The organism is Cronobacter sp. EKM101R, from assembly GCF_963888145.1.
In the GTDB taxonomy this organism is placed as follows: domain Bacteria; phylum Pseudomonadota; class Gammaproteobacteria; order Enterobacterales; family Enterobacteriaceae; genus Cronobacter; species Cronobacter turicensis.
Genome location: NZ_CAWPHW010000002.1, coordinates 26,007 through 48,050 on the forward strand (window position 1 = coordinate 26,007; position 22,044 = coordinate 48,050).

Below are 22,044 nucleotides of genomic sequence, written 5' to 3' on the forward strand. Positions count from 1 at the left end.
AGCATATTGACGCAGGCTTTAACTCTTCATGTATAAGACGTCGTCGGGCCAGCAACGCTCGCGAAATCGCCAGCCGGAAAGGCCGGGGCGGCGACGGTTTAACAGAAGAAAAGCCGCACTATTTTTCACCGATGCAGAACATTTTTTGCGCCTTGTCGCTGCTTCGTGTGGTTGGTAAAGTAAGCGGATTTCGTTTTCCGCCCCAGCTTTCAGGATTATCCCTTAGTATGTTTAAAAAATTTCGTGGCATGTTTTCCAATGACCTGTCCATTGACCTGGGTACCGCGAATACCCTTATCTATGTAAAAGGGCAAGGCATCGTACTGAATGAGCCTTCCGTGGTCGCCATTCGCCAGGATCGCGCCGGCTCGCCGAAAAGCGTCGCCGCGGTAGGTCATGAAGCGAAGCAGATGCTTGGTCGTACGCCGGGCAATATCGCCGCTATCCGCCCGATGAAAGATGGCGTGATCGCCGATTTCTTTGTCACGGAAAAAATGCTCCAGCACTTCATCAAGCAAGTGCACAGCAACAGCTTTATGCGCCCGAGCCCGCGCGTACTGGTGTGTGTGCCGGTCGGCGCTACTCAGGTGGAACGCCGCGCGATTCGCGAATCCGCACAGGGCGCAGGCGCCCGCGAAGTTTTCCTGATTGAAGAACCTATGGCGGCCGCGATTGGCGCGGGCCTGCCGGTGTCTGAAGCGACCGGTTCTATGGTGGTGGATATCGGTGGCGGTACGACCGAAGTAGCGGTTATCTCCCTGAACGGCGTGGTGTACTCCTCCTCCGTGCGTATCGGCGGCGACCGTTTTGACGAAGCCATCATTAATTATGTACGCCGTAACTACGGCTCGCTTATCGGTGAAGCCACCGCTGAGCGTATTAAACATGAAATCGGCTCCGCCTACCCGGGTGACGAAGTGCGCGAAATCGAAGTTCGCGGCCGTAACCTGGCAGAGGGCGTACCGCGCGGTTTCACTCTGAACTCCAACGAAATTCTCGAAGCGCTGCAGGAACCGCTGACCGGCATCGTCAGCGCCGTTATGGTCGCGCTGGAACAGTGCCCGCCAGAACTGGCTTCCGATATCTCCGAGCGCGGCATGGTACTAACCGGCGGCGGCGCGCTGCTGCGTAACCTTGACCGTTTGCTGATGGAAGAGACCGGCATTCCGGTCGTGGTGGCGGAAGATCCGCTCACTTGCGTGGCCCGAGGCGGCGGCAAGGCGCTGGAAATGATCGACATGCACGGCGGCGACCTGTTCAGCGAAGAGTAACAGCCGCAGGAAAGGGCAACTCAGGTTGCCCTTCTTGTTGGTTTGGGAATACGCATAGCCTATGAAGCCAATTTTTAGCCGTGGCCCGTCGCTACAGATTCGCCTTATTCTGGCGGTGCTGGTGGCGCTTGGTGTCATCATCGCCGACAGCCGCCTCGGTACGTTCAGCCAGATCCGGACGTACATGGATACCGCCGTCAGTCCTTTCTACTTTATCTCCAACGGTCCACGTGAATTACTCGACAGCGTCTCGCAAACGCTGGCGTCCCGCGATCAGCTTGAGCTGGAAAACCGGGCGCTGCGCCAGGAGCTGCTGCTGAAAAACAGCGAAATTCTGATGCTTGGTCAGTACAAGCAGGAAAACGCGCGTCTGCGCGAACTGCTCGGCTCGCCGCTGCGTCAGGATGAACAGAAAATGGTCACGCAGGTGATCTCGACCGTTAACGATCCTTACAGCGATCAGGTCGTGATTGATAAAGGCAGCGTCAACGGGGTCTATGAAGGCCAGCCGGTGATCAGCGACAAAGGCGTGGTTGGTCAGGTCGTCGCCGTGGCGAAGCTTACCAGCCGCGTGCTGCTTATCTGCGACGCGACCCATGCGCTGCCTATCCAGGTGCTGCGTAACGATATCCGCGTGATTGCCGCCGGTAGCGGCTGCACTGACGATTTACAGCTGGAGCACCTGCCTGCGAATACCGACATTCGCGTCGGCGACGTACTGGTGACCTCCGGTCTAGGCGGCCGTTTCCCGGAAGGGTATCCGGTTGGCGTGGTCTCGTCCGTGAAGCTCGACACCCAGCGCGCGTATACCGTCATCCAGGCGCGTCCGACGGCGGGTCTGCAACGTCTGCGTTATCTGCTGCTGCTCTGGGGCGCCGATCGCGAAGGCGCCAACCCGATGACGCCGGAAGAAGTGCATCGCGTGGCGAACGAACGTCTGATGCAGATGATGCCGCAGGTGCTGCCATCGCCGGATGCCATGGGGCCGCCAGCGCCTGCTGCCCCTAATGCCAGCTCCTCCACCGCGGCGCCGTCTGGCGGCGCGTCTCCCGCACCGGGAGGGCAGTAGTGGCGAGCTACCGTAGTCAGGGGCGCTGGGTTATCTGGCTCTCCTTTTTAATCGCGCTGCTGTTGCAGATTATGCCCTGGCCGGATGCGATTATCGTTTTCCGGCCGAACTGGGTTCTGCTGATTCTGCTGTACTGGATCCTCGCGTTGCCGCATCGCGTAAATGTCGGCACGGGTTTTGTGATGGGTGCCATACTGGATCTGATCAGCGGCTCTACGCTGGGGGTTCGCGCTCTTTCACTGAGTATTATCGCCTATCTGGTCGCGCTGAAATTTCAGCTTTTCCGCAACCTGGCGCTCTGGCAACAGGCGCTGGTCGTCATGCTGTTGTCGCTGGCCGCGGATATTATCGTTTTCTGGGCGGAATTCCTGGTTATCGATGTCGCTTTCCGGCCGGAAGTCTTCTGGAGCAGCGTCGTGAATGGCGTGCTCTGGCCGTGGATATTCCTGCTGATGCGCAAAGTACGCCAACAGTTTGCTGTACAATAAAGGACAGATATGACAGATCTTTATCTCGCTTCGGGCTCGCCGCGTCGTCAGGAGCTGCTGGGAATGCTGGGCGTTACGTTTGAACGTCTGGTGCCGGGAGTCGAGGAGCAGCGCGCCCCACAGGAAGCGCCGCAGGATTATGTCACCCGTCTGGCCCGCGACAAAGCCCGCGCTGGCGTGGCGCTGGCCGCGCGCGATCTCCCGGTGCTTGGCGCGGATACTATCGTCGTGCTCGATGGCGACGTGCTGGAAAAACCGCGCGACGCTGACCATGCGGCAGAGATGCTGCGCAGGCTCTCCGGACAAACGCATGAGGTGATGACCGCTGTCGCGCTGGCCGATAAACAGCGCGTGCGCGAGCGTCTGGTCATGACCCGCGTCACGTTCAGAGCGCTGACGGCGCAGGATATCGCCGCGTATGTTGAGAGCGGCGAACCAATGGACAAAGCGGGCGCCTATGGCATTCAGGGGCTGGGCGGCTGTTTTGTCAGACGTATTGAGGGAAGCTACCACGCGGTGGTAGGCCTTCCGCTGGTAGAAACCTGGGAATTGCTGAGCGAATTCAACTCACTGCGTGAGGGATAAACAACATGACGGCTGAATTGTTGGTTAACGTTACCCCGTCGGAAACCCGGGTGGCGTACATTGATGGCGGGATTTTGCAGGAAATTCACATTGAGCGTGAAGCGCGCCGCGGGATAGTAGGCAATATCTACAAAGGTCGGGTCAGTCGCGTTCTTCCGGGAATGCAGGCGGCATTTGTAGATATTGGCCTCGATAAAGCCGCGTTTCTTCACGCCTCCGACATCATGCCGCACACCGAATGCGTGGCGGGCGACGAGCAGAAAAACTTCACCGTCCGCGATATCTCCGAGCTGGTGCGTCAGGGACAGGATCTCATGGTGCAGGTGGTCAAAGATCCGCTCGGCACCAAAGGCGCCCGCCTCACGACCGACATCACGCTGCCGTCACGCTATCTGGTCTTTATGCCGGGGGCCTCGCACGTCGGCGTCTCCCAGCGTATTGAAAGCGAAACCGAGCGCGAGCGCCTGAAACGCATCGTGGCGGATTACTGCGACGAGCAGGGCGGCTTTATCATTCGTACCGCCGCTGAAGGGGTGTGCGAAGAGGATTTATCCTCCGATGCCGCCTACCTGAAACGCGTCTGGACCAAAGTGATGGAGCGCAAAAAGCGCCATCAGACACGCTATCAGCTTTACGGCGAACTGGCGCTGGCCCAGCGCGTGCTGCGCGATTTCGCGGTCGCGCAGCTTGACCGCATCCGCGTCGATTCTCGTCTGACGTATGAAATGCTGCTGGAATTCACGGCGGAGTATATGCCGGAGATGAACTGCAAGCTTGAGCACTACAGCGGCCGTCAGCCGATTTTCGATCTCTATGACGTTGAGAATGAAATCCAGCGCGCGCTGGAGCGCAAAGTGGAGCTGAAGTCCGGCGGCTATCTCATCATCGATCAGACCGAGGCGATGACGACGATTGATATCAACACCGGCGCGTTTGTCGGCCACCGTAATCTCGACGACACCATTTTCAACACCAATATCGAAGCGACGCAGGCGATCGCCCGCCAGCTGCGCCTGCGCAACCTGGGCGGCATTATCATCATCGACTTTATCGATATGAGTAATGAAGATCACCGCCGCCGCGTACTGCACTCGCTTGAGCAGGCGCTGAGCAAGGATCGCGTGAAGACCAGCATTAACGGCTTCTCGCAGCTCGGCCTGGTCGAGATGACCCGTAAACGGACCCGCGAAAGTATTGAACATGTGCTGTGTAATGACTGTCCTACCTGTCATGGCCGCGGCACGGTGAAAACGGTAGAAACCGTCTGCTATGAAATCATGCGCGAAATCGTGCGTGTGCATCATGCTTATGACTCTGACCGTTTCCTGGTTTACGCGTCGCCTGCCGTGGCTGAAGCGCTGAAAAGCGATGAATCCCATGCGCTGGCCGAGGTGGAGATTTTCGTCGGTAAGCAGGTTAAGGTGCAAATTGAACCGCTCTACAATCAGGAGCAGTTCGACGTGGTCATGATGTAGCGCGCAGCGGTCAACTGTGTGAGTGAAAGTACCGCCGCGGCGGCTGACAAGGAGAGAAGGGTGAGGCGACTGCCGGGCATTTTGCTACTCACAGGCGCAACGCTGATTGTTATCGTCGCACTGATGGTGAGTGGACTGCGGCTCGCGCTGCCACATCTCAACGCCTGGCGCCCTGCGCTGCTGGAGAAAATCTCCAGCGCGACCGGCGTGCCGGTGCAGGCAAGCCACGTGGAAGCCGCCTGGCAGACGTTCGGGCCGACGCTTGAAGTGCGCGATATTAGCGCGCCGCTCAGCGACGGCGGCAGCTTCTCGGTTAAGCGCGTGACGCTCGCGCTGGACGTCTGGCAAAGCCTGCTCCATTTTCGCTGGCAGTTTCGCGATCTCACCTTTTATCAATTGCAGGTGCGTACCAATACGCCTATCAAGCAGAGCGAAGGCGGCAATCCTCTCGAAGGCAGCAAGTTTAGCGATCTCTTCTTCCGCCAGTTCGATCACTTCGATCTGCGCGACAGCACCCTCAGCTTTATTACGATCTCCGGCCAGCGCGCCGAACTCGCCGTACCTCAGTTAACCTGGCTCAACGGCAAGAACCGTCATCGCGCCGAAGGCCAGGTAAGCCTCTCAAGCCTTACCGGCCAGCATGGCGTAATGCAGGTGCGTATGGATCTGCGTGACGACAATGGCCTGCTGAACCGCGGCACGGTCTGGATGCAGGCGGACGATGTGGATGTTAAACCCTGGCTGGGCCAGTGGATGAAAGACAACGTCGATCTCACCAGCGCGCAGTTCAGCCTTGAAGCATGGATGACGCTGCGCGACGGCGACGTGGCGGGCGGCGATATCTGGCTGAAGCAGGGCGGCACCACCTGGCGCGGCGAAGATCGTAGCCACCGGCTCTCCGTTGATAATCTTACCGCGCATATCAGCCACACCGACGACGCCTGGCAGGTCGCCATCCCCCAGACGCGGGTCACCGTCGATGATAAACCCTGGCCTGCGGGCTCGCTGAATCTGGCCTGGCTTGCCAACCAACCCGTCGACGGCGATAAAGTGCGGCGCAGCGACGAACTGCGCGTGCGCGCCAGCAACCTTGCGCTGAGCGGGCTGGAAGGATTTCTGCCGCTCGCGACCCGGCTTGCGCCGTCGCTGGGCGACGTCTGGGGCAGCACGCGCCCGAAAGGGAAAATCGACGCACTGGCGCTGGATATCCCGTTGCAGGCGACCGACAAAACCCGTTTTCTCGCACGGTGGAGCGATCTCTCCTGGCAGCAGTGGAAACTTCTGCCGGGCGCGGAGCATTTCTCCGGCTCGGTGTCCGGCACGCTGGAGCATGGCCAGGCGACGGTGAACATGACCGATGCCCGGATGCCGTATCAGAGCGTGTTCCGTGCGCCGCTGGAGATTGCGCGCGGCGCGGCGACCTTTGACTGGCGCAAGAACGCGGAAGGCTTCACGCTTGCCGGTAAAAATCTCGACGTACAGGCGCATTCTCTGTGGGCGCGCGGCGATTTCCGCTATCAGCAGCCGAAGGACGGCGAGCCCTGGCTGGAAATACTGGCGGGCATTCAGACGACTGATGCTGCGCAGGCCTGGCGTTACTTCCCGGAAAACCTGATGGGCAAAGATCTCGTCGATTACCTGAGCGGCGCGATTCAGGGCGGCCAGGTGGAGAACGCCACGCTGGTCTATGTCGGCAACCCACAGCACTTCCCCTATAAGCAAAACGACGGTCAGTTTGAAGTCTATGTACCGCTGCACAACGCGACCTACGCGTTCCAGCCGGACTGGCCCGCGCTGAAAGATTTCGCCATTAATCTCGATTTCCGAAACGACGGGCTCTGGATGGCGGCGCCGCAGGTCATGTTGGGCGGCGTGACGGGTAACAACCTGACGGCCGTTATCCCGGACTACTCGCAGGAAAAACTCTTTATCGATGCCGATATCGCCGGGCCGGGTAAAGCGGTCGGGCCATATTTTAAAGAGACGCCGCTTGCGGATTCGCTGAGTACGACGCTTGATGAACTCCAGCTCGACGGCGATGTGAATGCTCGCTTACATCTCGACATTCCGCTTGATGGCACCATGACGACCGCCAAAGGCGATGTATGGCTGCGCAATAACGCGTTGTTTATTAAACCGCTAAACAGCACGCTGCATAACCTGAACGGCAAATTCAGCTTCGTGAACGGCAATTTACAGAGCGAACCGCTGACGGCGACCTGGTTTAACCAGCCGCTGAATGTTGATTTCTCCACGCGTGAAGAACCGAAAGCCTACCAGGTGGAAGTGAATATGAACGGCGACTGGCAGCCCACCCACACGGGGCTGCTGCCGAAGCCGATGAACGACGCGCTCCGCGGCAGCATTCCCTGGAATGGTAAAGTGGCGATTTCGTTGCCCTATCATGCCGGCGTGAATTATCAGGTCGATATTTCCGGCGATCTGAAGAATGTAAGCAGTCACTTACCTGAGCCAGTCGATAAAGCCGCCGGAGAAGCGCTGCCCTTTAACGTTCGCGCCAAAGGCGATCTGAGAAGCGTCGACGTGACCGGCAACGCCGGGGCGGAAAACCATTTCAACAGCCGCTGGCTGCTGGGCCGTAAGCTGACGCTGGATCGCGCTATCTGGGCGACGGACAGCCGTACCATGCCGCCGCTGCCGGAAAACCGCGGCGTCGAGCTGAATCTCCCGGCAATGGACGGCGCGCAGTGGCTGGCGCTGTTTAACCAGGGCGCGGCGCAGAAGGTCAGCAGCACGACGCTGTTCCCGGAAACCATCACGCTGCGCACCCCGGCGCTGACCTTCGGCGGACAGCGCTGGAACAATCTCAGTGTGATGACAAAACCGCAGGCAGGCGGCACCGAAGTATCCGCCCAGGGCCGCGAAATTAACGGCCGCCTGCTGATGCGCGACGGCGCGCCGTGGCAGGCGAATATCGATTATCTTTATTACAACCCGAGCCACGCTGATGAAGCGGCGTCGGTATTGACCGGCGCGTCCGGGCAAAAAACGCAGGCCGTGGATTTCAGCGGCTGGCCGAATCTGGCGCTGCGCTGCGCCGAGTGCTGGCTGTGGGGGCAAAAATATGGCCGCATCGACGGCGATTTCACCATCAACGGCGATACGCTGTCGCTTGAAAACGGCCTGCTGGATACCGGCTTCGCGCGCCTGACCATGCAGGGCGAATGGGTCAACCGCCAGGATGCCATGCGCACGTCGGTGAAAGGCGTCCTGAAGGGCAAGCAGCTCGATGCGGCGACCAGTTTCTTCGGCGTGAAAACGCCGCTCCAGGGGTCGTCATTTAATGTCGATTACGATCTCCACTGGCGCGACGCGCCGTGGAAACCCGATGAAGCCTCGTTAAGCGGCGTGCTGCATACCCGCCTCGGCAAAGGGCAAATCGCCGATCTTGGCACCGGTCACGCGGGGCAACTGCTGCGCCTGCTGAGCTTTGACGCGCTGCTGCGCAAGCTGCGCTTTGACTTCAGCGACACCTTCGGCGAAGGCTTTTATTACGATTCGATTCGCAGTACGGTGTGGATCAAAGACGGCATTATGCATACCGAAGATACGCTGGTGGATGGCCTGGAAGCGGATATCGCCATGAAAGGCTCCGTTAACCTGCCTGCCCGGACGCTGGATATGGAAGCCGTCGTGGCGCCGGAGATTTCAGCGACGGTCGGCGTGGCGGCGGCATTCGCCGTGAACCCGATTATCGGCGCGGCGGTATTTGCCGCCAGCAAAGTGCTCGGCCCGCTGTGGAACAAGATCTCCGTACTGCGCTATCACATCACCGGGCCTGTCGATAAGCCGCAAATCAACGAGGTGATGCGCCAGCCACGCGCGCAAGCGGCGCAATGATTTGACGCCGCGGCGGAATTACCGCAAGCTCGCCTGATAACCTTTTTCATTGCCCGTACGGGCAGGACCAAGAGAGTAGCAAACAATGAGTCTGAACCTGGTAAGTGAGCAGCTACTGTCTGCCAATGGCCTGAGCCATCAGGATCTCTTTTCCATCCTGGGCCAGCTTTATGAGCGCCGCCTGGATTACGGCGATCTTTATTTTCAGTCCAGTTATCACGAATCCTGGGTTTTAGAAGACCGCATCATTAAAGACGGCTCTTACAATATCGACCAGGGCGTCGGCGTGCGCGCCATCAGCGGCGAGAAAACCGGCTTCGCCTATGCCGATCAGATTAGCCTGCTGGCGCTGGAGCAGAGCGCGCAGGCCGCGCGCAGCATTGTGCGCGAGCAGGGCGAAGGGCGCATCAAAACCCTGAGCGGCGTGGAATATTCGCCGCTCTACACCACGCTCGACCCGCTGCAAAGCATGAGCCGTGAAGAGAAGCTCGATATTTTACGCCGCGTCGATAACGCCGCGCGCGCCGCGGACAAGCGCGTACAGGAAGTGAGCGCGAGCCTGACTGGCGTCTATGAACTGATTCTGGTGGCCGCCACTGACGGCACGCTGGCGGCTGACGTGCGTCCGCTGGTGCGCCTTTCTGTCAGCGTACAGGTAGAAGAAGATGGCAAGCGCGAGCGCGGCTCCAGCGGCGGCGGCGGTCGTTTCGGCTATCAATGGTTTATGGAAAATACCGACGGCGAAGTGCGCGCCGAAGCCTGGGCAAGAGAAGCGGTGCGTATGGCGCTCGTCAACCTGAACGCCGTGGCGGCGCCTGCCGGTACGTTGCCGGTGGTGCTGGGCGCGGGCTGGCCTGGCGTGCTGCTGCATGAGGCGGTCGGTCATGGTCTGGAAGGCGATTTCAACCGTCGCGGCACCTCGGTCTTCAGCGGCCAGATGGGCCAGCTGGTGGCGTCTGAGCTGTGTACCGTGGTGGATGACGGCACGCTTGCCAATCGTCGCGGTTCGCTGGCGATTGATGACGAAGGCGTGCCGGGTCAGTACAACGTGCTGATCGAGAACGGCATCCTGAAAGGCTATATGCAGGATAAGCTGAACGCGCGCCTGATGGGCGTCGCGCCGACCGGCAACGGCCGTCGCGAATCCTACGCGCACCTGCCGATGCCGCGTATGACCAACACCTATATGCTGGCTGGCAAGTCTACCCCGCAGGAGATTATCGAGTCCGTGGAATACGGCATCTTCGCGCCGAACTTCGGCGGCGGCCAGGTGGATATCACCTCCGGTAAGTTCGTCTTCTCGACTTCAGAAGCATATCTCATCGAAAACGGTAAAGTGACGAAGCCGGTAAAAGGCGCGACGCTAATCGGCTCCGGCATCGAGGCGATGCAGCAGATTTCGATGGTGGGCAACGACGTGAAGCTGGATAACGGCGTCGGAGTCTGCGGTAAAGAAGGTCAGAGCCTGCCGGTAGGCGTGGGTCAGCCGACGCTCAAGGTGGATAACCTGACGGTCGGCGGTACGGCATAAGCGTGTTGTTTCGCCCCTCCGCTCGCGAGGGGCGAGGCACTCAGGCGCGGCCCTCTTTTCCTTTCCCGTTTCTTCCCCGCATCTCCTGGTATACCTGCGCCACTTTTACGAAATAATCATTAAGCGCGTTAATGCAGACCTGCACCTTAAGCGGCAGCTTGTCCTTTTCGGTATAAAGCGCGTACACCGGTCGCGGATCGGACTGGTAGCGCGGAAACAGGATCTCCAGCTCGCCGCTGTTGATCTCATCGATCACCCACATCAACGGCACATACGCAATACCTGCGCCAGCCTTCAGCCAGCGGGAAAGCGTCATCGGATCGTTGGTGACAAAACGCCCCTGCGGCAGCAGACGGGTGGAGATGCCTTCCGGCGCGATAAGCTCAAATTCATTGTCGGGACGTACGCTATATTCAAGCCATGAATGGTTGGCGAGATCGGCGGGTTTTTCCGGCGTGCCCGCCTGGGCGAGATAGCTTTTGGCGGCGCAGACGACCATCGGCATCGAGCCAAGGCGTCTGGAAAACAGACTGGAGTCCTGGAGCGCGCCGACGCGGATCACTACGTCCAGCCCGTCGGCGATAAGGTCCGGCGCCGGAATGCCGGTCACCAGGTTGACCGATAATCCTGGATAGTCGCGCAGCATACCGGCAGTCAGCGAAGCCAGCACATTTTGCGCCATGGTTGAAGAGCAGCCAATCCGCAGCGTGCCGATCGGGCTATTATTAAAGGCGTATAACTGTTCATGAACTTCCTGAACTTCATGCAGCATACGACGGCAGCCCTGGTAGTAAATCCGGCCTGCCTCGGTTAAGCCAATACTGCGGGTGCTGCGGTTTAACAGCTTGACCTGCAACTCATCTTCCAGTTTCGATACCGTCTGACTGATAGAAGAGACGCTCATCTCAAGCTGCCTGGCGGCGCTGGTAAATGAGCCCAGCTCCACCACTTTGGCGAACACCGACATTCTTTTTAGTCGTTCCATTATTCACTCTGGCTTAAAAGTGATTTAGATCACATATCATAGATAACTTACTATCAGTTACGCTAATATATTATTTCCAACATAACTAACGCCGCACTCTCGCCCGGCCATTCCAGGCCACTCGTTGCGGAATATAGTTTAAAAATCAATCGCCTGCACGCAAATCAAGGTCAACATGAGTCTTTTTCCGGTCATTGTGATATTCGGTCTTTCTTTTCCGCCGATCTTTTTTGAGCTTCTGCTGTCGCTGGCGATTTTCTGGCTGGTGCGTCGTGCGCTGATCCCGACCGGGATTTACGATTTCGTCTGGCATCCGGCGTTATTTAATACGGCGCTTTATTGCTGTCTGTTCTATCTGCTGTCGCGCTTGTTTGTCTGAGGTTGATGTGAAATTACTAACAACAAAAATCACCCGCACAGCCATCACTGTGGTGCTGGTCGTGCTCGCCTTCATCGCTATTTTCCGCGCCTGGAGTTTCTATACCGAATCGCCCTGGACGCGTGATGCGCGTTTCACCGCCGATGTGGTCGCTATCGCGCCGGATGTGGCCGGGCTGATTACGTCGGTGGACGTACATGACAACCAGCTTGTGAAAAAAGATCAGGTGCTTTTCACTATAGACCAGCCGCGCTACCAGAAGGCGCTGGAAGAAGCCGAAGCCGATGTCGCCTACTACCAGGCGCTGGCGAATGAAAAACGCCGCGAGGCGGGCCGTCGTAACCAGCTTGGCGTCCAGGCGATGTCGCGTGAAGAGATAGACCAGGCGAACAACGTGCTGCAAACCGTATTGCATCAGCTGGCGAAAGCCGAGGCGACGCGCGACCTGGCGCGGCTCGACCTGCAACGCACGGTGATCCGCGCCCCGGCGGACGGCTGGGTCACTAACCTTAACGTCTATACCGGCGAATTCATTACGCGCGGCTCCACGGCGGTGGCGCTGGTTAAACAGAACAGCTTTTATGTTCTGGCCTATATGGAAGAGACCAAGCTTGAGGGCGTGCGTCCCGGGTTTCGCGTCGAGATCACGCCGCTTGGCAGCAATAACGTCCTGCACGGCACCGTGGACAGCGTCTCTGCGGGCGTGACGAACGCCAGCAGCACCCGCGACGATAAAGGCATGGCGACCGTCGATTCCAACCTGGAGTGGGTGCGCCTGGCCCAGCGCGTACCGGTACGTATTCGCCTCGATAAACAGCCCGGCAACCTTTACCCGGCCGGCACGACGGCGACCGTCGTGGTGACGGGCGAGCGGGATCGCGACCGCAGCCAGGAATCGGCCTTTAACAAGCTGATGCACCGCCTGCGCGAATTCGGCTAATGATGATGGGCTTTTTATCTATCGATCCCCGGCATCTGCGCTTTGCGATAAAGCTCGCCACCGCCATTGTGCTGGCGCTGTTCGTCGGGTTTCACTTTCAGCTCGAAACGCCGCGCTGGGCGGTGCTGACCGCGGCTATCGTCGCGGCGGGCCCGGCGTTTGCCGCGGGCGGCGAACCCTGGTCCGGCGCTATTCGCTATCGCGGTATGCTCAGGATCATCGGCACGTTCATCGGCTGTATCGCCGCGCTGGTAATGATTATCGGCACCATTCGCGCGCCGGTATTAATGCTGACCCTCTGCTGCATCTGGGCCGGTTTCTGTACCTGGGTGTCATCGCTGGTGAAAGTCGAGAACTCGTATGCCTGGGGGCTGGCGGGTTACACAGCGCTGATTATCGTCATTACGATCCAGACCGAGCCGCTGCTGGCGCCGCAGTTTGCGCTGGAGCGCTGTAGTGAAATCGTGCTCGGGATTTTCTGCGCGATTATCGCCGATCTTCTGTTCTCTCCGCGCTCCATTAAAAAAGAGATCGACCGCGAGCTGGATGCGCTGCTGGTGGAGCAATTTCGCCTGATGCAGCTCTGCATGGCCCACGGCGACAGCGAAGAGGTGGATAAAGCGTGGGGCGCGCTGGTGCGTCGTACCGCCGCGCTCGACGGGATGCGGGTTAACCTGAATATGGAGTCATCGCGCTGGGTGCGGGCGAATCGCCGCCTTAAAGCGCTCAATACGCTCTCCCTGACGCTCATTACCCAGGCCTGCGAAACCTATCTCATCCAGAACACCCGTCCGGAGTCGATAGCGCCGGAATACCGCGAGCTGTTTGTCGAGCCGGTGGAAACCGCCGCCGATGTGCACCGTCGCCTGAAGTTCATCCGCCGCGTGCTCTCCTGGACCGGCGAGCATGACACGCCGGTGACGATTTACACCTGGGTCGGCGCGGCCACGCGCTACTTGTTGCTCAAGCGCGGCGTAATCACCAACGCGAAAATCAGCGCGGTGGAAGACGATGTGCTGACTGATGAAGTGGTGGTTAAAGCCCCGTCGGCGGAGCGTCACCACGCCATGATTAACTTCTGGCGCACCACGGTGTCGTGCCTGCTGGGCACGCTCTTCTGGCTCTGGACTGGCTGGACTTCAGGCAGCGGCGCGATGATCATGATAGCGGTCGTGACGGCGCTGGCGATGCGCCTGCCGAACCCGCGTATGGTGTCGCTCGATTTCCTCTACGGTATGCTCGCCGCGCTGCCGCTCGGCGCGTTCTACTTCCTGGTCGTGCTCCCGTCGACCCAGCAAAGCATGTTGCTGCTGTGCATCAGCCTGGCGCTGCTCGGCTTTTTTATCGGCATCGAAGTGCAAAAACGACGGCTTGGTTCGATGGGCGCGCTGGCCGGCACCATTAATATTCTGGTGCTGGATAACCCCATGACGTTCCACTTCAGCCAGTTTCTCGACAGCGCGCTGGGCCAGCTGGTGGGCTGTATGCTGGCGATGATGGTGATTCTGGTTATCCGCGATAACTCGCAGGCGCAGACAGGGCGCATGCTGCTGAACCAGTTTGTCTCGACGGCGGTCTCCTCGCTCACTACCAACAAAGCGAAGCGTAAAGAGAACCATCTGCCTGCGCTCTATCAGCAGCTCTTTCTGTTGCTGAGTAAATTCCCGGATGACGTGGCGAAATTTCGCCTGGCGCTGAATCTCATCATCGCGCACCAGCGACTGCGCGAAGCGCCGGTGCCGGTAAACGACGATCTCTCGGCGTTTCACCGCCAGTTAAGACGCACGGCGGACCGGGTGATTTCCGCTTCCAGCGATGAAAAACGACGCGCGACGTTTCGCCAGTTGCTGGATGAGCTGGCGATCTACCAGGAGAAGCTACATGTCTGGGCGGCGCCGCAATCGGTTATCGATTCCGTGAAACGGCTGACCGATATGCTCCATAAATATCAACAGGCGTTTACCAACACGTAATGCCAAAACCGACGCCCAAAGCGTCGGTTTTTTTATGACTATACTTACCCCCATCCACGGAATTTCACGTGCAGGAGGGGACAATGACCGCACAAACATTTGCAGAACATGCGTTTTTTAAGACCGGCTATTTTGTTGACGGGACATGGCACAGCGCGCAGGAAACCTTCGACGTGCTGAATCCGGCGACGGGCGAGGTGATCGCGCAGGTCGCGAAAGCGGGTAAAAAAGAGACCGAGGCCGCTATCGCCGCCGCCAGCCGCGCTTTCCCCGCCTGGCGGGCTAAAACCGCCAAAGAACGCTCTGAAATTCTCTATCGCTGGTATCAGCTCATCATCGAGAACAAGCGCGCGCTGGGTGAGCTGATGACGAGCGAACAGGGTAAGCCGCTGAAAGAGGCGGAAGGCGAGGTGGAATACGCCGCGAGCTTTATCCAGTGGTTCGCCGAGCAGGCCAAACGCGCCAACGGCGAAATCATTCCACCTGTGAAGCCTGGCTCGCGCATTCTGGCGACCCGCGAACCGGTCGGCGTCGTGGCGGCGATCACGCCCTGGAACTTCCCGATGGCGATGCTGACCCGTAAGCTCGGCCCGGCGCTGGCCGCGGGCTGTACCGGCGTTATCAAACCCGCCAACAATACGCCGCTCAGCGCTTTCGCACTGGTGGCGCTGGCGCAGCAGGCGGGCGTGCCGGACGGCGTGCTCAATGCGGTGGCGGGCAGCACGTCGGAAATCAGCGACGCCATTATGGCAAGCCCGGAGGTTCGCAAAATCTCGTTCACCGGCTCAACCGCAGTAGGCAAAACGCTGATGCGCAATGCCGCCGGGACGATGAAAAAAGTCTCGATGGAGCTTGGCGGTAACGCGCCGTACATCGTCTTTGACGATGCCGACATCGATGCGGCGGTGAAAGGCGCTATCGCCAATAAATTCCGTAACGCAGGCCAGGTGTGCGTCAGCGTTAACCGTTTCTATATTCAGGAAGGCGTCTATGACCGTTTCGTTAATCAACTGGCGGAAGCGGTAAAAGCGCTGAAAGTGGGCAACGGTAGGGAAGAAGGCGTTGTCGTCGGGCCGCTTATCGAGCAATCGGCGGTCGATAAAGTGCGCGAGCATGTGGACGACGCGGTCGCGAAAGGCGCGAAGGTGCTGACCGGCGGTAAACCGCATGCGCTGGGCGGCAATTTCTGGCAGCCGACGGTATTGATTGATGCGAATGAAGACATGAAGCTGGCGCAGGAAGAGACATTCGGCCCGCTTGCCGCCTGCTTCAGTTTTAAAACCGAAGAAGAAGTTATCGCGCGCGCGAATAATACGCCTTACGGTCTTGCGGCGTACTTTTACACTCAAAACCTTCAGCGCGTGTTCCGCGTCTCGCAGCAGCTGGAAAGCGGCATGATAGGCGTTAACGAGTGCGCGGTGTCGACCGAAGTGGCGCCATTTGGCGGCGTGAAAGAGTCAGGGCTTGGGCGCGAAGGTTCGGTGCTGGGGCTTGATGAGTTTATGGAAGTGAAAACGCTGCATCTTGGCGGGTTATAAGCGTGAGGGCGGCATCATCGCCGCCCGTAAAACGTGGTGGCAATAATGAAAAGCTACAGTTTTGATTTCAGTACGATGGCCAGTCAGCAGGATTTTTATCGGGCGTTTGCTGAAACGTTTGGTATGACGCCGGAACGCGTGGGCGATCTGGATAGTCTGTGGCAGGTGGTGACGGAAGAAGGGTTGCCGTTGCCGCTGGAAATCGTATTCCTGCATGTGACGGCGGAAGTGAAACGCCGCTTCGGCGCGTTGATTCTGCTGTTTGAAGAAGCAGAAGAGGAGCTGGAAGGTCAGCTCCTCTTCAATATCCGGCAATAGCCATACAGCATTCCCTCAAAAAGGCCCCTGACAGGCAGGGGCAAAAGTCGTCGGAGAAGACGACGAGGGTTTATTTGTACAATTCTGCCGTGGCGTGCCAGTGATCGCCCTGAGTCAGTTCAGTGATGCGATAGCTGCTTGCGCCTTCTTTTTCCGCTTTAGCGGCCAGTTGCTGGCGAACGTCCATCGGCGAGCCGCTCAGCTGCGTCACAGAGACGGAGCCCATCGGCTGGAGTTTTTGCGCCTGTTGCGCGTTGACCTGTTGGACTGCGGCGCTCGCACCGAAAGAGAGTACGGATGCAAGGCCCAGAGCAGCGATGGTAAATGTCGTTTTCATCATTCATTCCTCATGCAGGTGTATTCAGCGGCCTTAATGGTTGGCGTACGGTTTTTATCGGACCGCTGAGAGGTTTTACGTGTTAGTCGCGTGGGTTATTACGCTTATTTATAAAGCTCGGCAGTCGCGTGCCAGTGGTCGCCAGTACGGGCTTCGATCACGCGGTACGCCGTTGCGCCTTTCGCTTCGGCTTTCTCATTCAGCATTGCACGCAGATCCATCGGCGCCGCGTTTACGGCATCAACAGAAACGGTACCAATAGACTGACGGTTCTGCGCCTGTTCTGCGTTGATAGAATCTGCCGCGAAAGCGCCGAAGGACAGCATGGAGAGAAGTGTCAGGGCTGTTACAGTTGATTGGGTTTTCATGTTCTTTTCCTCGTCGTAATTGTTATCGGTGGGGTCTTATTGTGTGACCCTCATCACAAAAACAAGTATACACTAATCACCCAAAAAATTAATACCAAACTAATTATTTACTATGAAACTTTGTTCGCATGACCCACGGTTTTTATTACCGATCATTATAAAAATGACCATGAAAAGTCCGTTTTCTGATTAAAATTTTAATAAATCAATGAGTTGAGTGAAATTGACGATTTGTGCGGTATTCAGGCTGTGAATCAGGCGAAACCGTAAAAAAGAGGTCGATTACGCTGCGCGCATCATCAAAGAAAGCGGAATTGCGGGGTGGAAAGGGCAACCGCCGGAAGAACCGGCGGCGGCGCAGGGCTTACAGCTCCTGCTCGAACAGCATCAGTATGGCTTCGTAGAGATCTTTCACCGTAAAGCCGCGCGCGGGCGTGGTAAAGATAGTGTCGTCACCGGCGATCGTACCCAGAATCCCTTCCGCTTTACCAAGCGAATCCAGCAGACGCGCGATAAGCTGCGCGGCGCCTGGGCTGGTGTGAATCACCACCACCGCATCGTTGTAGTCGATATCCAGCACCAGGTTTTTCAGCGGGCTGGAGGTCGTCGGTACGCCCAGCTCAACCGGCAGGCAGTACACCATCTCCATTTTGGCGTTGCGGGTACGCACGGCGCCAAATTTCGTTAACATGCGAGAGACTTTAGACTGGTTGATGTTCTCGAAACCCTGATCCTGAAGCGCCTGGACGATTTCACCCTGGGAGCTGAACTTCTCTTCTTTTAGTAAGGCCTTGAAGGCTTTGACTAATTCTTCTTGTTTTGCGGAACTACGCATATATCACCCGTATACAGGCCAATAAACAACATTATTATGCATTGTGATGAATTTTTATGCAAATGGTCTGCCTTGCGGCGGGCTGAAATAATGTTATGAAAGAGACGAATTTTATCAAATTACGTTATCGAGGAACATGTCTGCGTCACGACTCGTAAATAAGGCTTTAAGTAAACTAAATGTTATCAAAATGATGTTGTTTTGATGCTTAAAGAGGGTGTAATGTAACCGCCTGTTGAGATGTTGCTTCGGTAGTGACCCGGCGGTATTCGCGTCGTCTGCACCCGGGCGAGAAGGCCGCATCGCTTTCAGTTAACCGCGCTACGATCGCAAACTGCGGGCGAAAAGAGTGCTATAACTTCCTCCCAGGATGATTATGGTCGCCACCTCATGGAGTAACGGCACACAATTGCTAACCATAATAAGGAGTTTAGGATGAAAGTTGCAGTCCTCGGCGCGGCAGGCGGTATCGGCCAGGCGCTTGCCCTTCTACTCAAGACCCAACTGCCTTCAGGTTCAGAACTCTCTCTGTATGACATTGCGCCGGTGACCCCAGGGGTTGCGGTGGATTTAAGTCATATCCCGACCGACGTGAAAATCAAAGGTTTCTCCGGTGAAGACGCGAAACCGGCGCTGGAAGGCGCTGACGTGGTGCTGATCTCCGCAGGCGTTGCCCGTAAACCAGGTATGGATCGCTCTGACCTGTTCAACGTGAACGCAGGCATCGTGAAAAACCTGATTCAGCAGGTTGCGACAACCTGCCCGAAAGCGTGCATCGGCATTATCACCAACCCGGTGAACACCACTGTCGCCATCGCGGCAGAAGTGCTGAAAAAAGCGGGCGTGTACGACAAGAACAAACTGTTCGGCGTGACCACGCTGGATATCATCCGCTCCAACACCTTTGTGGCGGAACTGAAAGGCAAAAAACCGGCTGAGCTGGACGTGCCGGTGATTGGCGGCCACTCTGGCGTGACCATTCTGCCGCTGCTCTCGCAGATCCCGGGCGTGAATTTCACCGATCAGGAAGCTGCCGATCTCACCAAACGCATCCAGAATGCGGGCACCGAAGTAGTGGAAGCGAAAGCGGGCGGGGGCTCTGCGACCCTGTCTATGGGCCAGGCGGCCGCGCGTTTCGGTCTCTCCCTGGTGCGTGCGCTGCAGGGCGAGCAGGGCGTGGTGGAATGCGCCTATGTGGAAGGCGACGGCGAATATGCCCGCTTCTTCTCACAGCCGCTGCTGCTGGGTAAAAACGGTATTGAAGAGCGTAAACCGATCGGCGCTCTGAGCGCTTACGAACAGAAGTCGCTGGAAGGCATGCTGGATACGCTGAAAAAAGATATCGCCCTGGGCGAAGAGTTCGTTAACAAATAAGCGTTAATGGACGAAAAAAAACCGGAACTCAGGTTCCGGTTTTTTTATGTCTGCGATACCGCTATTCCGGCGTCGCCGGGTATTCCTGAATCGTCACCTGGATCGTGAGTTTGCGGTCGTTACGCATTACTTCCACCGGGATCACCGAGCCCGGGCGGATCTCCGCCACCTGGTCCATGGTTTCCAGCGCGGAGATAGCAGGCTTCTTGTTCACCGACACAATCACGTCGTTCACCTGAATGCCGGCGCGCGCGGCAGGGCCGTCCTGCGCCACATCGTTAACCACAATTCCCTGAATCTGGTCGATGCCCGCCGCAGGCGTATGCATCGGCGTGATTTCACGCCCGCTAATGCCGATATAGCCGCGGATCACGCGCCCGTCGCGGATGAGCTTTTCCATAATGCGCGTGGCGAGCTGAGTCGGGATCGCGAAGCCGATGCCTTCCGGCGTTTCGCCGTCGTTGCTCTTGTCAAAGGAAAGCGTGTTAATGCCCATCAGCTCGCCCAGGGAGTTCACCAGCGCGCCGCCGGAGTTGCCGTGGTTGATGGAGGCGTCGGTTTGCAGGAAATTCTGGCGTCCGGACGGGTTCAGGCCGATACGGCCGGTGGCGCTGATAATCCCCTGAGTAATGGTCTGCCCGAGGTTATAGGGGTTGCCAATCGCCATCACCACATCGCCGATGTGCGGCATACGCTGCGGATTGATGGGGATGACCGGCAGCGTGGTGGCGTTGATTTTCAGCACGGCCAGATCGGTCAGGCTGTCTGAACCCACCAGCAGCGCCTCGAACACGCGGCCATCCTGCAGCGCCACGATAATCTGGTCAGCGTCATTGATGACATGCTTATTGGTAAGGATATAACCGCGCTGATCCATGATAACGCCGGAGCCGAGCGTGCGGATCTCCAGTTGGCTGCGGTTGCTGCCGCCAAGGCTGCGGTTGTAGACATTCACGACCGCAGGCGCAGCACGACGCACCGCCCGGTTGTAACTCACGGGCGTTTCATCGTCGCTATCGAGCTTTTGCTGCAACAGCGGATTGTACTGGCGCAGGGAAGGTACGAGCGTCAGCAGCAACGCAGCGACGATCAACCCCGCAATAACCGAGCGTAAAAGCTTCAGAAACATGTGTATGGATTAAGTAGTCAGGGGACGGGCGCAGCATACCATGAGTTAAACGGACATCACACGCGGCGTGATGCCCGTTCTCTCAGTTTATTAACGCAGCAGTAAGTAGAGGCTGTCATTTCCGCGCACGATATGCAGCGCGATGATGGCAGGCTTGCTTTCCAGTAGCTTGCGCATCTCAGCGATGGAGCTAACGCGCGCGCGGTTCACGCCGACGATAACATCATCTTTCTGCAGACCCGCCTGCGCGGCGGCGCTGCCTTTTTCGACGCTATTGATGGTAATGCCTTTGGTGCCGTCTTTGAGCTGGCCATCGCTTAACGTCGCGCCCTGCAAGGCCGGGGCGATGATATCGGCGCTGGCGGAAGAGGACGTGCTTTTATCGAGCGTCACTTCCACTTCCTGGGCTTTACCGTCGCGCAGCAGGCCCAGCTTCACTTTTGTGCCAGGCTCGGTGGTGGCGATGCGCGAGCGCAGTTCGGCGAAGCTGTTCAGCGGGCGGCCATTGAGGCTCACAATCACGTCGCCCGCTTTAATGCCCGCTTTGGCAGAGCCCGAGTTTGGCAGCACTTCGCTGACGAACGCGCCGCGCTGGGTATTCAGGTTAAACGCTTTGGCGATATCGGCGCTCATCTCGGTGCCTTTAATACCGAGCAGGCCACGTTTGACCTCGCCCGACTGCATCAGCTGTTTAGCGAGCGTCTGGGCCATATTGGCAGGAATAGCGAAGCCGATGCCGACGCTGCCGCCGCCCGGCGCGAGGATCGCGGTGTTGATGCCGATAAGCTCGCCGTTAAGATTCAGCAGCGCGCCGCCGGAGTTGCCGCGGTTGATGGAGGCATCGGTCTGGATAAAGTTTTCAAACCCTTCGAGATTCAGCCCGCTGCGGCCTAACGCCGACACGATGCCGGACGTCGCCGTCTGGCCGAGCCCGAACGGGTTGCCGACGGCCACCACGAAATCGCCCACGCGCAGTTTATCGGAATCTGCCACCTGGATTTGCGTCAGGTTGCTGGCGTTTTGCAACTGGATCAGCGCGATATCGCTCTGGTCGTCGCCGCCGATAAGCTTAGCGTCGAACTCACGGCCATCATTGAGCTGAACGCTGATTTTCTCCGCGTGGTTTATCACGTGATTGTTGGTGAGCACATAGCCTTTCGCGGCGTCGATAATGACGCCGGAGCCGAGCCCTTCAAACGGCTGCGCCTGTTGATCCGGCATCGACTCGCCGAAGAACTTTTTCAGCTCCTCCGGCACGCGCTGTTCCTGCACGGCGGTGCCTTCCACCCGTACGCTGACGACCGCAGGCAGCACTTTTTCCAGCATCGGCGCGAGGCTTGGGATGGCAGGCTGGCCCGGCACCTGCGACGGCAGGGCGGCGAGCACCGGCGCAGGCGCCGACAGAGATAAACCGAGACTTAACGCTAACGCACTTAACAGCAGGGTTTGTTTTTTCATGAACGCGGCTCTCGCAACCTGGTTATAAAAAGTCACCTGAAAACACGGATATTATTGAATTCTCAATGTCGTAACAATGCTGTCATCGGGACGGCAGCGCTCAGAATAAGCATAGTCAGCGCCCAAAGAA

Annotated in this window: 19 protein-coding genes; 13 read left to right on the forward strand and 6 right to left on the reverse strand. The window is 58.0% G+C overall.

Annotation, left to right across the window (positions count from 1 at the left end; all coding sequences use genetic code 11):
• Positions 1–227: 227 nt before the first annotated feature.
• From mreB to tldD, 7 genes are all read left to right on the forward strand, one after another.
• Complete coding sequence (gene mreB, locus AACV31_RS03880) at positions 228–1,271, forward strand: rod shape-determining protein MreB (protein WP_004385136.1); 1,044 nt, start codon at positions 228–230, stop codon at positions 1,269–1,271.
• Positions 1,272–1,332: 61 nt separating this feature from the next.
• A complete protein-coding gene (mreC, locus tag AACV31_RS03885; RefSeq protein ID WP_075199386.1) occupies positions 1,333–2,340 on the forward strand; it encodes a rod shape-determining protein MreC in 1,008 nt (335 codons plus the stop codon).
• The gene (gene mreD, locus AACV31_RS03890; RefSeq protein WP_004385134.1) at positions 2,340–2,828 is read left to right on the forward strand and encodes a rod shape-determining protein MreD; all 489 of its coding nucleotides are present in this window, start codon (positions 2,340–2,342) and stop codon (positions 2,826–2,828) included. Before mreC ends, mreD begins: the two co-directional genes overlap by 1 nt.
• Positions 2,829–2,837: 9 nt before the next feature.
• Positions 2,838–3,413 (forward strand): Maf family protein, encoded by a 576-nt coding sequence (locus AACV31_RS03895; protein ID WP_146376543.1) that lies wholly within the window; start codon positions 2,838–2,840, stop codon positions 3,411–3,413.
• A gap of 5 nt (positions 3,414–3,418) precedes the next feature.
• Positions 3,419–4,888: a ribonuclease G gene (rng, locus tag AACV31_RS03900; RefSeq protein WP_012814979.1), complete on the forward strand. Its 1,470-nt coding sequence runs from the start codon at positions 3,419–3,421 to the stop codon at positions 4,886–4,888.
• 60 nt (positions 4,889–4,948) lie between these two features.
• The gene (gene yhdP / locus AACV31_RS03905; RefSeq protein ID WP_165155597.1) at positions 4,949–8,749 is read left to right on the forward strand and encodes an AsmA2 domain-containing protein YhdP; all 3,801 of its coding nucleotides are present in this window, start codon (positions 4,949–4,951) and stop codon (positions 8,747–8,749) included.
• A gap of 85 nt (positions 8,750–8,834) precedes the next feature.
• Entirely contained in the window at positions 8,835–10,280 is a 1,446-nt protein-coding gene (gene tldD / locus AACV31_RS03910) for a metalloprotease TldD (RefSeq protein ID WP_075199389.1), read from the forward strand.
• A gap of 40 nt (positions 10,281–10,320) precedes the next feature.
• Here tldD and aaeR read toward each other — a convergent pair whose 3' ends face one another.
• Entirely contained in the window at positions 10,321–11,265 is a 945-nt protein-coding gene (aaeR, locus tag AACV31_RS03915) for an HTH-type transcriptional activator AaeR (RefSeq protein WP_105537651.1), read from the reverse strand.
• A 175-nt stretch (positions 11,266–11,440) separates the two neighbouring features.
• On the opposite strand from aaeR, the gene aaeX reads away from it, so the two are divergent.
• From aaeX to AACV31_RS03940, 5 genes are all read left to right on the forward strand, one after another.
• Positions 11,441–11,644 (forward strand): p-hydroxybenzoic acid efflux pump operon protein AaeX, encoded by a 204-nt coding sequence (aaeX, locus tag AACV31_RS03920; protein ID WP_004385128.1) that lies wholly within the window; start codon positions 11,441–11,443, stop codon positions 11,642–11,644.
• A gap of 7 nt (positions 11,645–11,651) precedes the next feature.
• Positions 11,652–12,584, forward strand: coding sequence for a p-hydroxybenzoic acid efflux pump subunit AaeA (aaeA, locus tag AACV31_RS03925; RefSeq protein ID WP_041923106.1), 933 nt, complete (start codon positions 11,652–11,654; stop codon positions 12,582–12,584).
• A 5-nt stretch (positions 12,585–12,589) separates the two neighbouring features.
• Positions 12,590–14,557 carry a p-hydroxybenzoic acid efflux pump subunit AaeB gene (gene aaeB / locus AACV31_RS03930; RefSeq protein WP_105537665.1) on the forward strand — a complete coding sequence of 656 codons (1,968 nt, stop codon included), beginning with the start codon at positions 12,590–12,592 and terminating at the stop codon, positions 14,555–14,557.
• A gap of 83 nt (positions 14,558–14,640) precedes the next feature.
• Positions 14,641–16,095 carry an NAD-dependent succinate-semialdehyde dehydrogenase gene (locus tag AACV31_RS03935; protein WP_161589577.1) on the forward strand — a complete coding sequence of 485 codons (1,455 nt, stop codon included), beginning with the start codon at positions 14,641–14,643 and terminating at the stop codon, positions 16,093–16,095.
• Positions 16,096–16,140: 45 nt separating this feature from the next.
• Positions 16,141–16,413, forward strand: coding sequence for a barstar family protein (locus AACV31_RS03940; RefSeq protein ID WP_075199392.1), 273 nt, complete (start codon positions 16,141–16,143; stop codon positions 16,411–16,413).
• A gap of 70 nt (positions 16,414–16,483) precedes the next feature.
• On the opposite strand, the gene yhcN (AACV31_RS03945) is transcribed toward AACV31_RS03940, so the two are convergent.
• The 3 genes from yhcN (AACV31_RS03945) to argR form a co-directional block, all read right to left on the reverse strand.
• The gene (yhcN, locus tag AACV31_RS03945; protein WP_165155599.1) at positions 16,484–16,750 is read right to left on the reverse strand and encodes a peroxide/acid stress response protein YhcN; all 267 of its coding nucleotides are present in this window, start codon (positions 16,748–16,750) and stop codon (positions 16,484–16,486) included.
• A 104-nt stretch (positions 16,751–16,854) separates the two neighbouring features.
• On the reverse strand, positions 16,855–17,118 hold the full coding sequence (gene yhcN / locus AACV31_RS03950; RefSeq protein WP_012814987.1) for a peroxide/acid stress response protein YhcN: 264 nt from the start codon (positions 17,116–17,118) through the stop codon (positions 16,855–16,857).
• Positions 17,119–17,482: 364 nt separating this feature from the next.
• A complete protein-coding gene (argR, locus tag AACV31_RS03955) occupies positions 17,483–17,953 on the reverse strand; it encodes a transcriptional regulator ArgR (protein WP_007766689.1) in 471 nt (156 codons plus the stop codon).
• Positions 17,954–18,388: 435 nt separating this feature from the next.
• Between argR and mdh the strand changes: the two genes are divergently transcribed.
• Positions 18,389–19,327 carry a malate dehydrogenase gene (mdh, locus tag AACV31_RS03960; RefSeq protein ID WP_165155601.1) on the forward strand — a complete coding sequence of 313 codons (939 nt, stop codon included), beginning with the start codon at positions 18,389–18,391 and terminating at the stop codon, positions 19,325–19,327.
• A gap of 61 nt (positions 19,328–19,388) precedes the next feature.
• Here mdh and degS read toward each other — a convergent pair whose 3' ends face one another.
• Both degS and degQ read right to left on the reverse strand, forming a co-directional pair.
• A complete protein-coding gene (degS, locus tag AACV31_RS03965; RefSeq protein WP_007766694.1) occupies positions 19,389–20,456 on the reverse strand; it encodes an outer membrane-stress sensor serine endopeptidase DegS in 1,068 nt (355 codons plus the stop codon).
• A gap of 90 nt (positions 20,457–20,546) precedes the next feature.
• Complete coding sequence (gene degQ, locus AACV31_RS03970) at positions 20,547–21,914, reverse strand: serine endoprotease DegQ (protein WP_007766695.1); 1,368 nt, start codon at positions 21,912–21,914, stop codon at positions 20,547–20,549.
• Between the last annotated feature and the right edge of the window lie 130 nt (positions 21,915–22,044).

What these genes read in the sequence shown, in the direction of transcription:
- aaeR (WP_105537651.1), bottom strand. Translation starts at nt 11,265, where the DNA reads ATGGAACGACTAAAAAGAATGTCGGTGTTCGCCAAAGTGGTGGAGCTG.
- aaeX (WP_004385128.1), top strand. Translation starts at nt 11,441, where the DNA reads ATGAGTCTTTTTCCGGTCATTGTGATATTCGGTCTTTCTTTTCCGCCG.
- AACV31_RS03895 (WP_146376543.1), top strand. Translation starts at nt 2,838, where the DNA reads ATGACAGATCTTTATCTCGCTTCGGGCTCGCCGCGTCGTCAGGAGCTG.
- yhcN (WP_012814987.1), bottom strand. Translation starts at nt 17,118, where the DNA reads ATGAAAACCCAATCAACTGTAACAGCCCTGACACTTCTCTCCATGCTG.
- AACV31_RS03940 (WP_075199392.1), top strand. Translation starts at nt 16,141, where the DNA reads ATGAAAAGCTACAGTTTTGATTTCAGTACGATGGCCAGTCAGCAGGAT.
- yhcN (WP_165155599.1), bottom strand. Translation starts at nt 16,750, where the DNA reads ATGAAAACGACATTTACCATCGCTGCTCTGGGCCTTGCATCCGTACTC.
- aaeB (WP_105537665.1), top strand. Translation starts at nt 12,590, where the DNA reads ATGGGCTTTTTATCTATCGATCCCCGGCATCTGCGCTTTGCGATAAAG.
- degQ (WP_007766695.1), bottom strand. Translation starts at nt 21,914, where the DNA reads ATGAAAAAACAAACCCTGCTGTTAAGTGCGTTAGCGTTAAGTCTCGGT.
- rng (WP_012814979.1), top strand. Translation starts at nt 3,419, where the DNA reads ATGACGGCTGAATTGTTGGTTAACGTTACCCCGTCGGAAACCCGGGTG.
- AACV31_RS03935 (WP_161589577.1), top strand. Translation starts at nt 14,641, where the DNA reads ATGACCGCACAAACATTTGCAGAACATGCGTTTTTTAAGACCGGCTAT.
- degS (WP_007766694.1), bottom strand. Translation starts at nt 20,456, where the DNA reads ATGTTTCTGAAGCTTTTACGCTCGGTTATTGCGGGGTTGATCGTCGCT.
- tldD (WP_075199389.1), top strand. Translation starts at nt 8,835, where the DNA reads ATGAGTCTGAACCTGGTAAGTGAGCAGCTACTGTCTGCCAATGGCCTG.
- mreB (WP_004385136.1), top strand. Translation starts at nt 228, where the DNA reads ATGTTTAAAAAATTTCGTGGCATGTTTTCCAATGACCTGTCCATTGAC.
- mdh (WP_165155601.1), top strand. Translation starts at nt 18,389, where the DNA reads ATGAAAGTTGCAGTCCTCGGCGCGGCAGGCGGTATCGGCCAGGCGCTT.
- mreC (WP_075199386.1), top strand. Translation starts at nt 1,333, where the DNA reads ATGAAGCCAATTTTTAGCCGTGGCCCGTCGCTACAGATTCGCCTTATT.
- argR (WP_007766689.1), bottom strand. Translation starts at nt 17,953, where the DNA reads ATGCGTAGTTCCGCAAAACAAGAAGAATTAGTCAAAGCCTTCAAGGCC.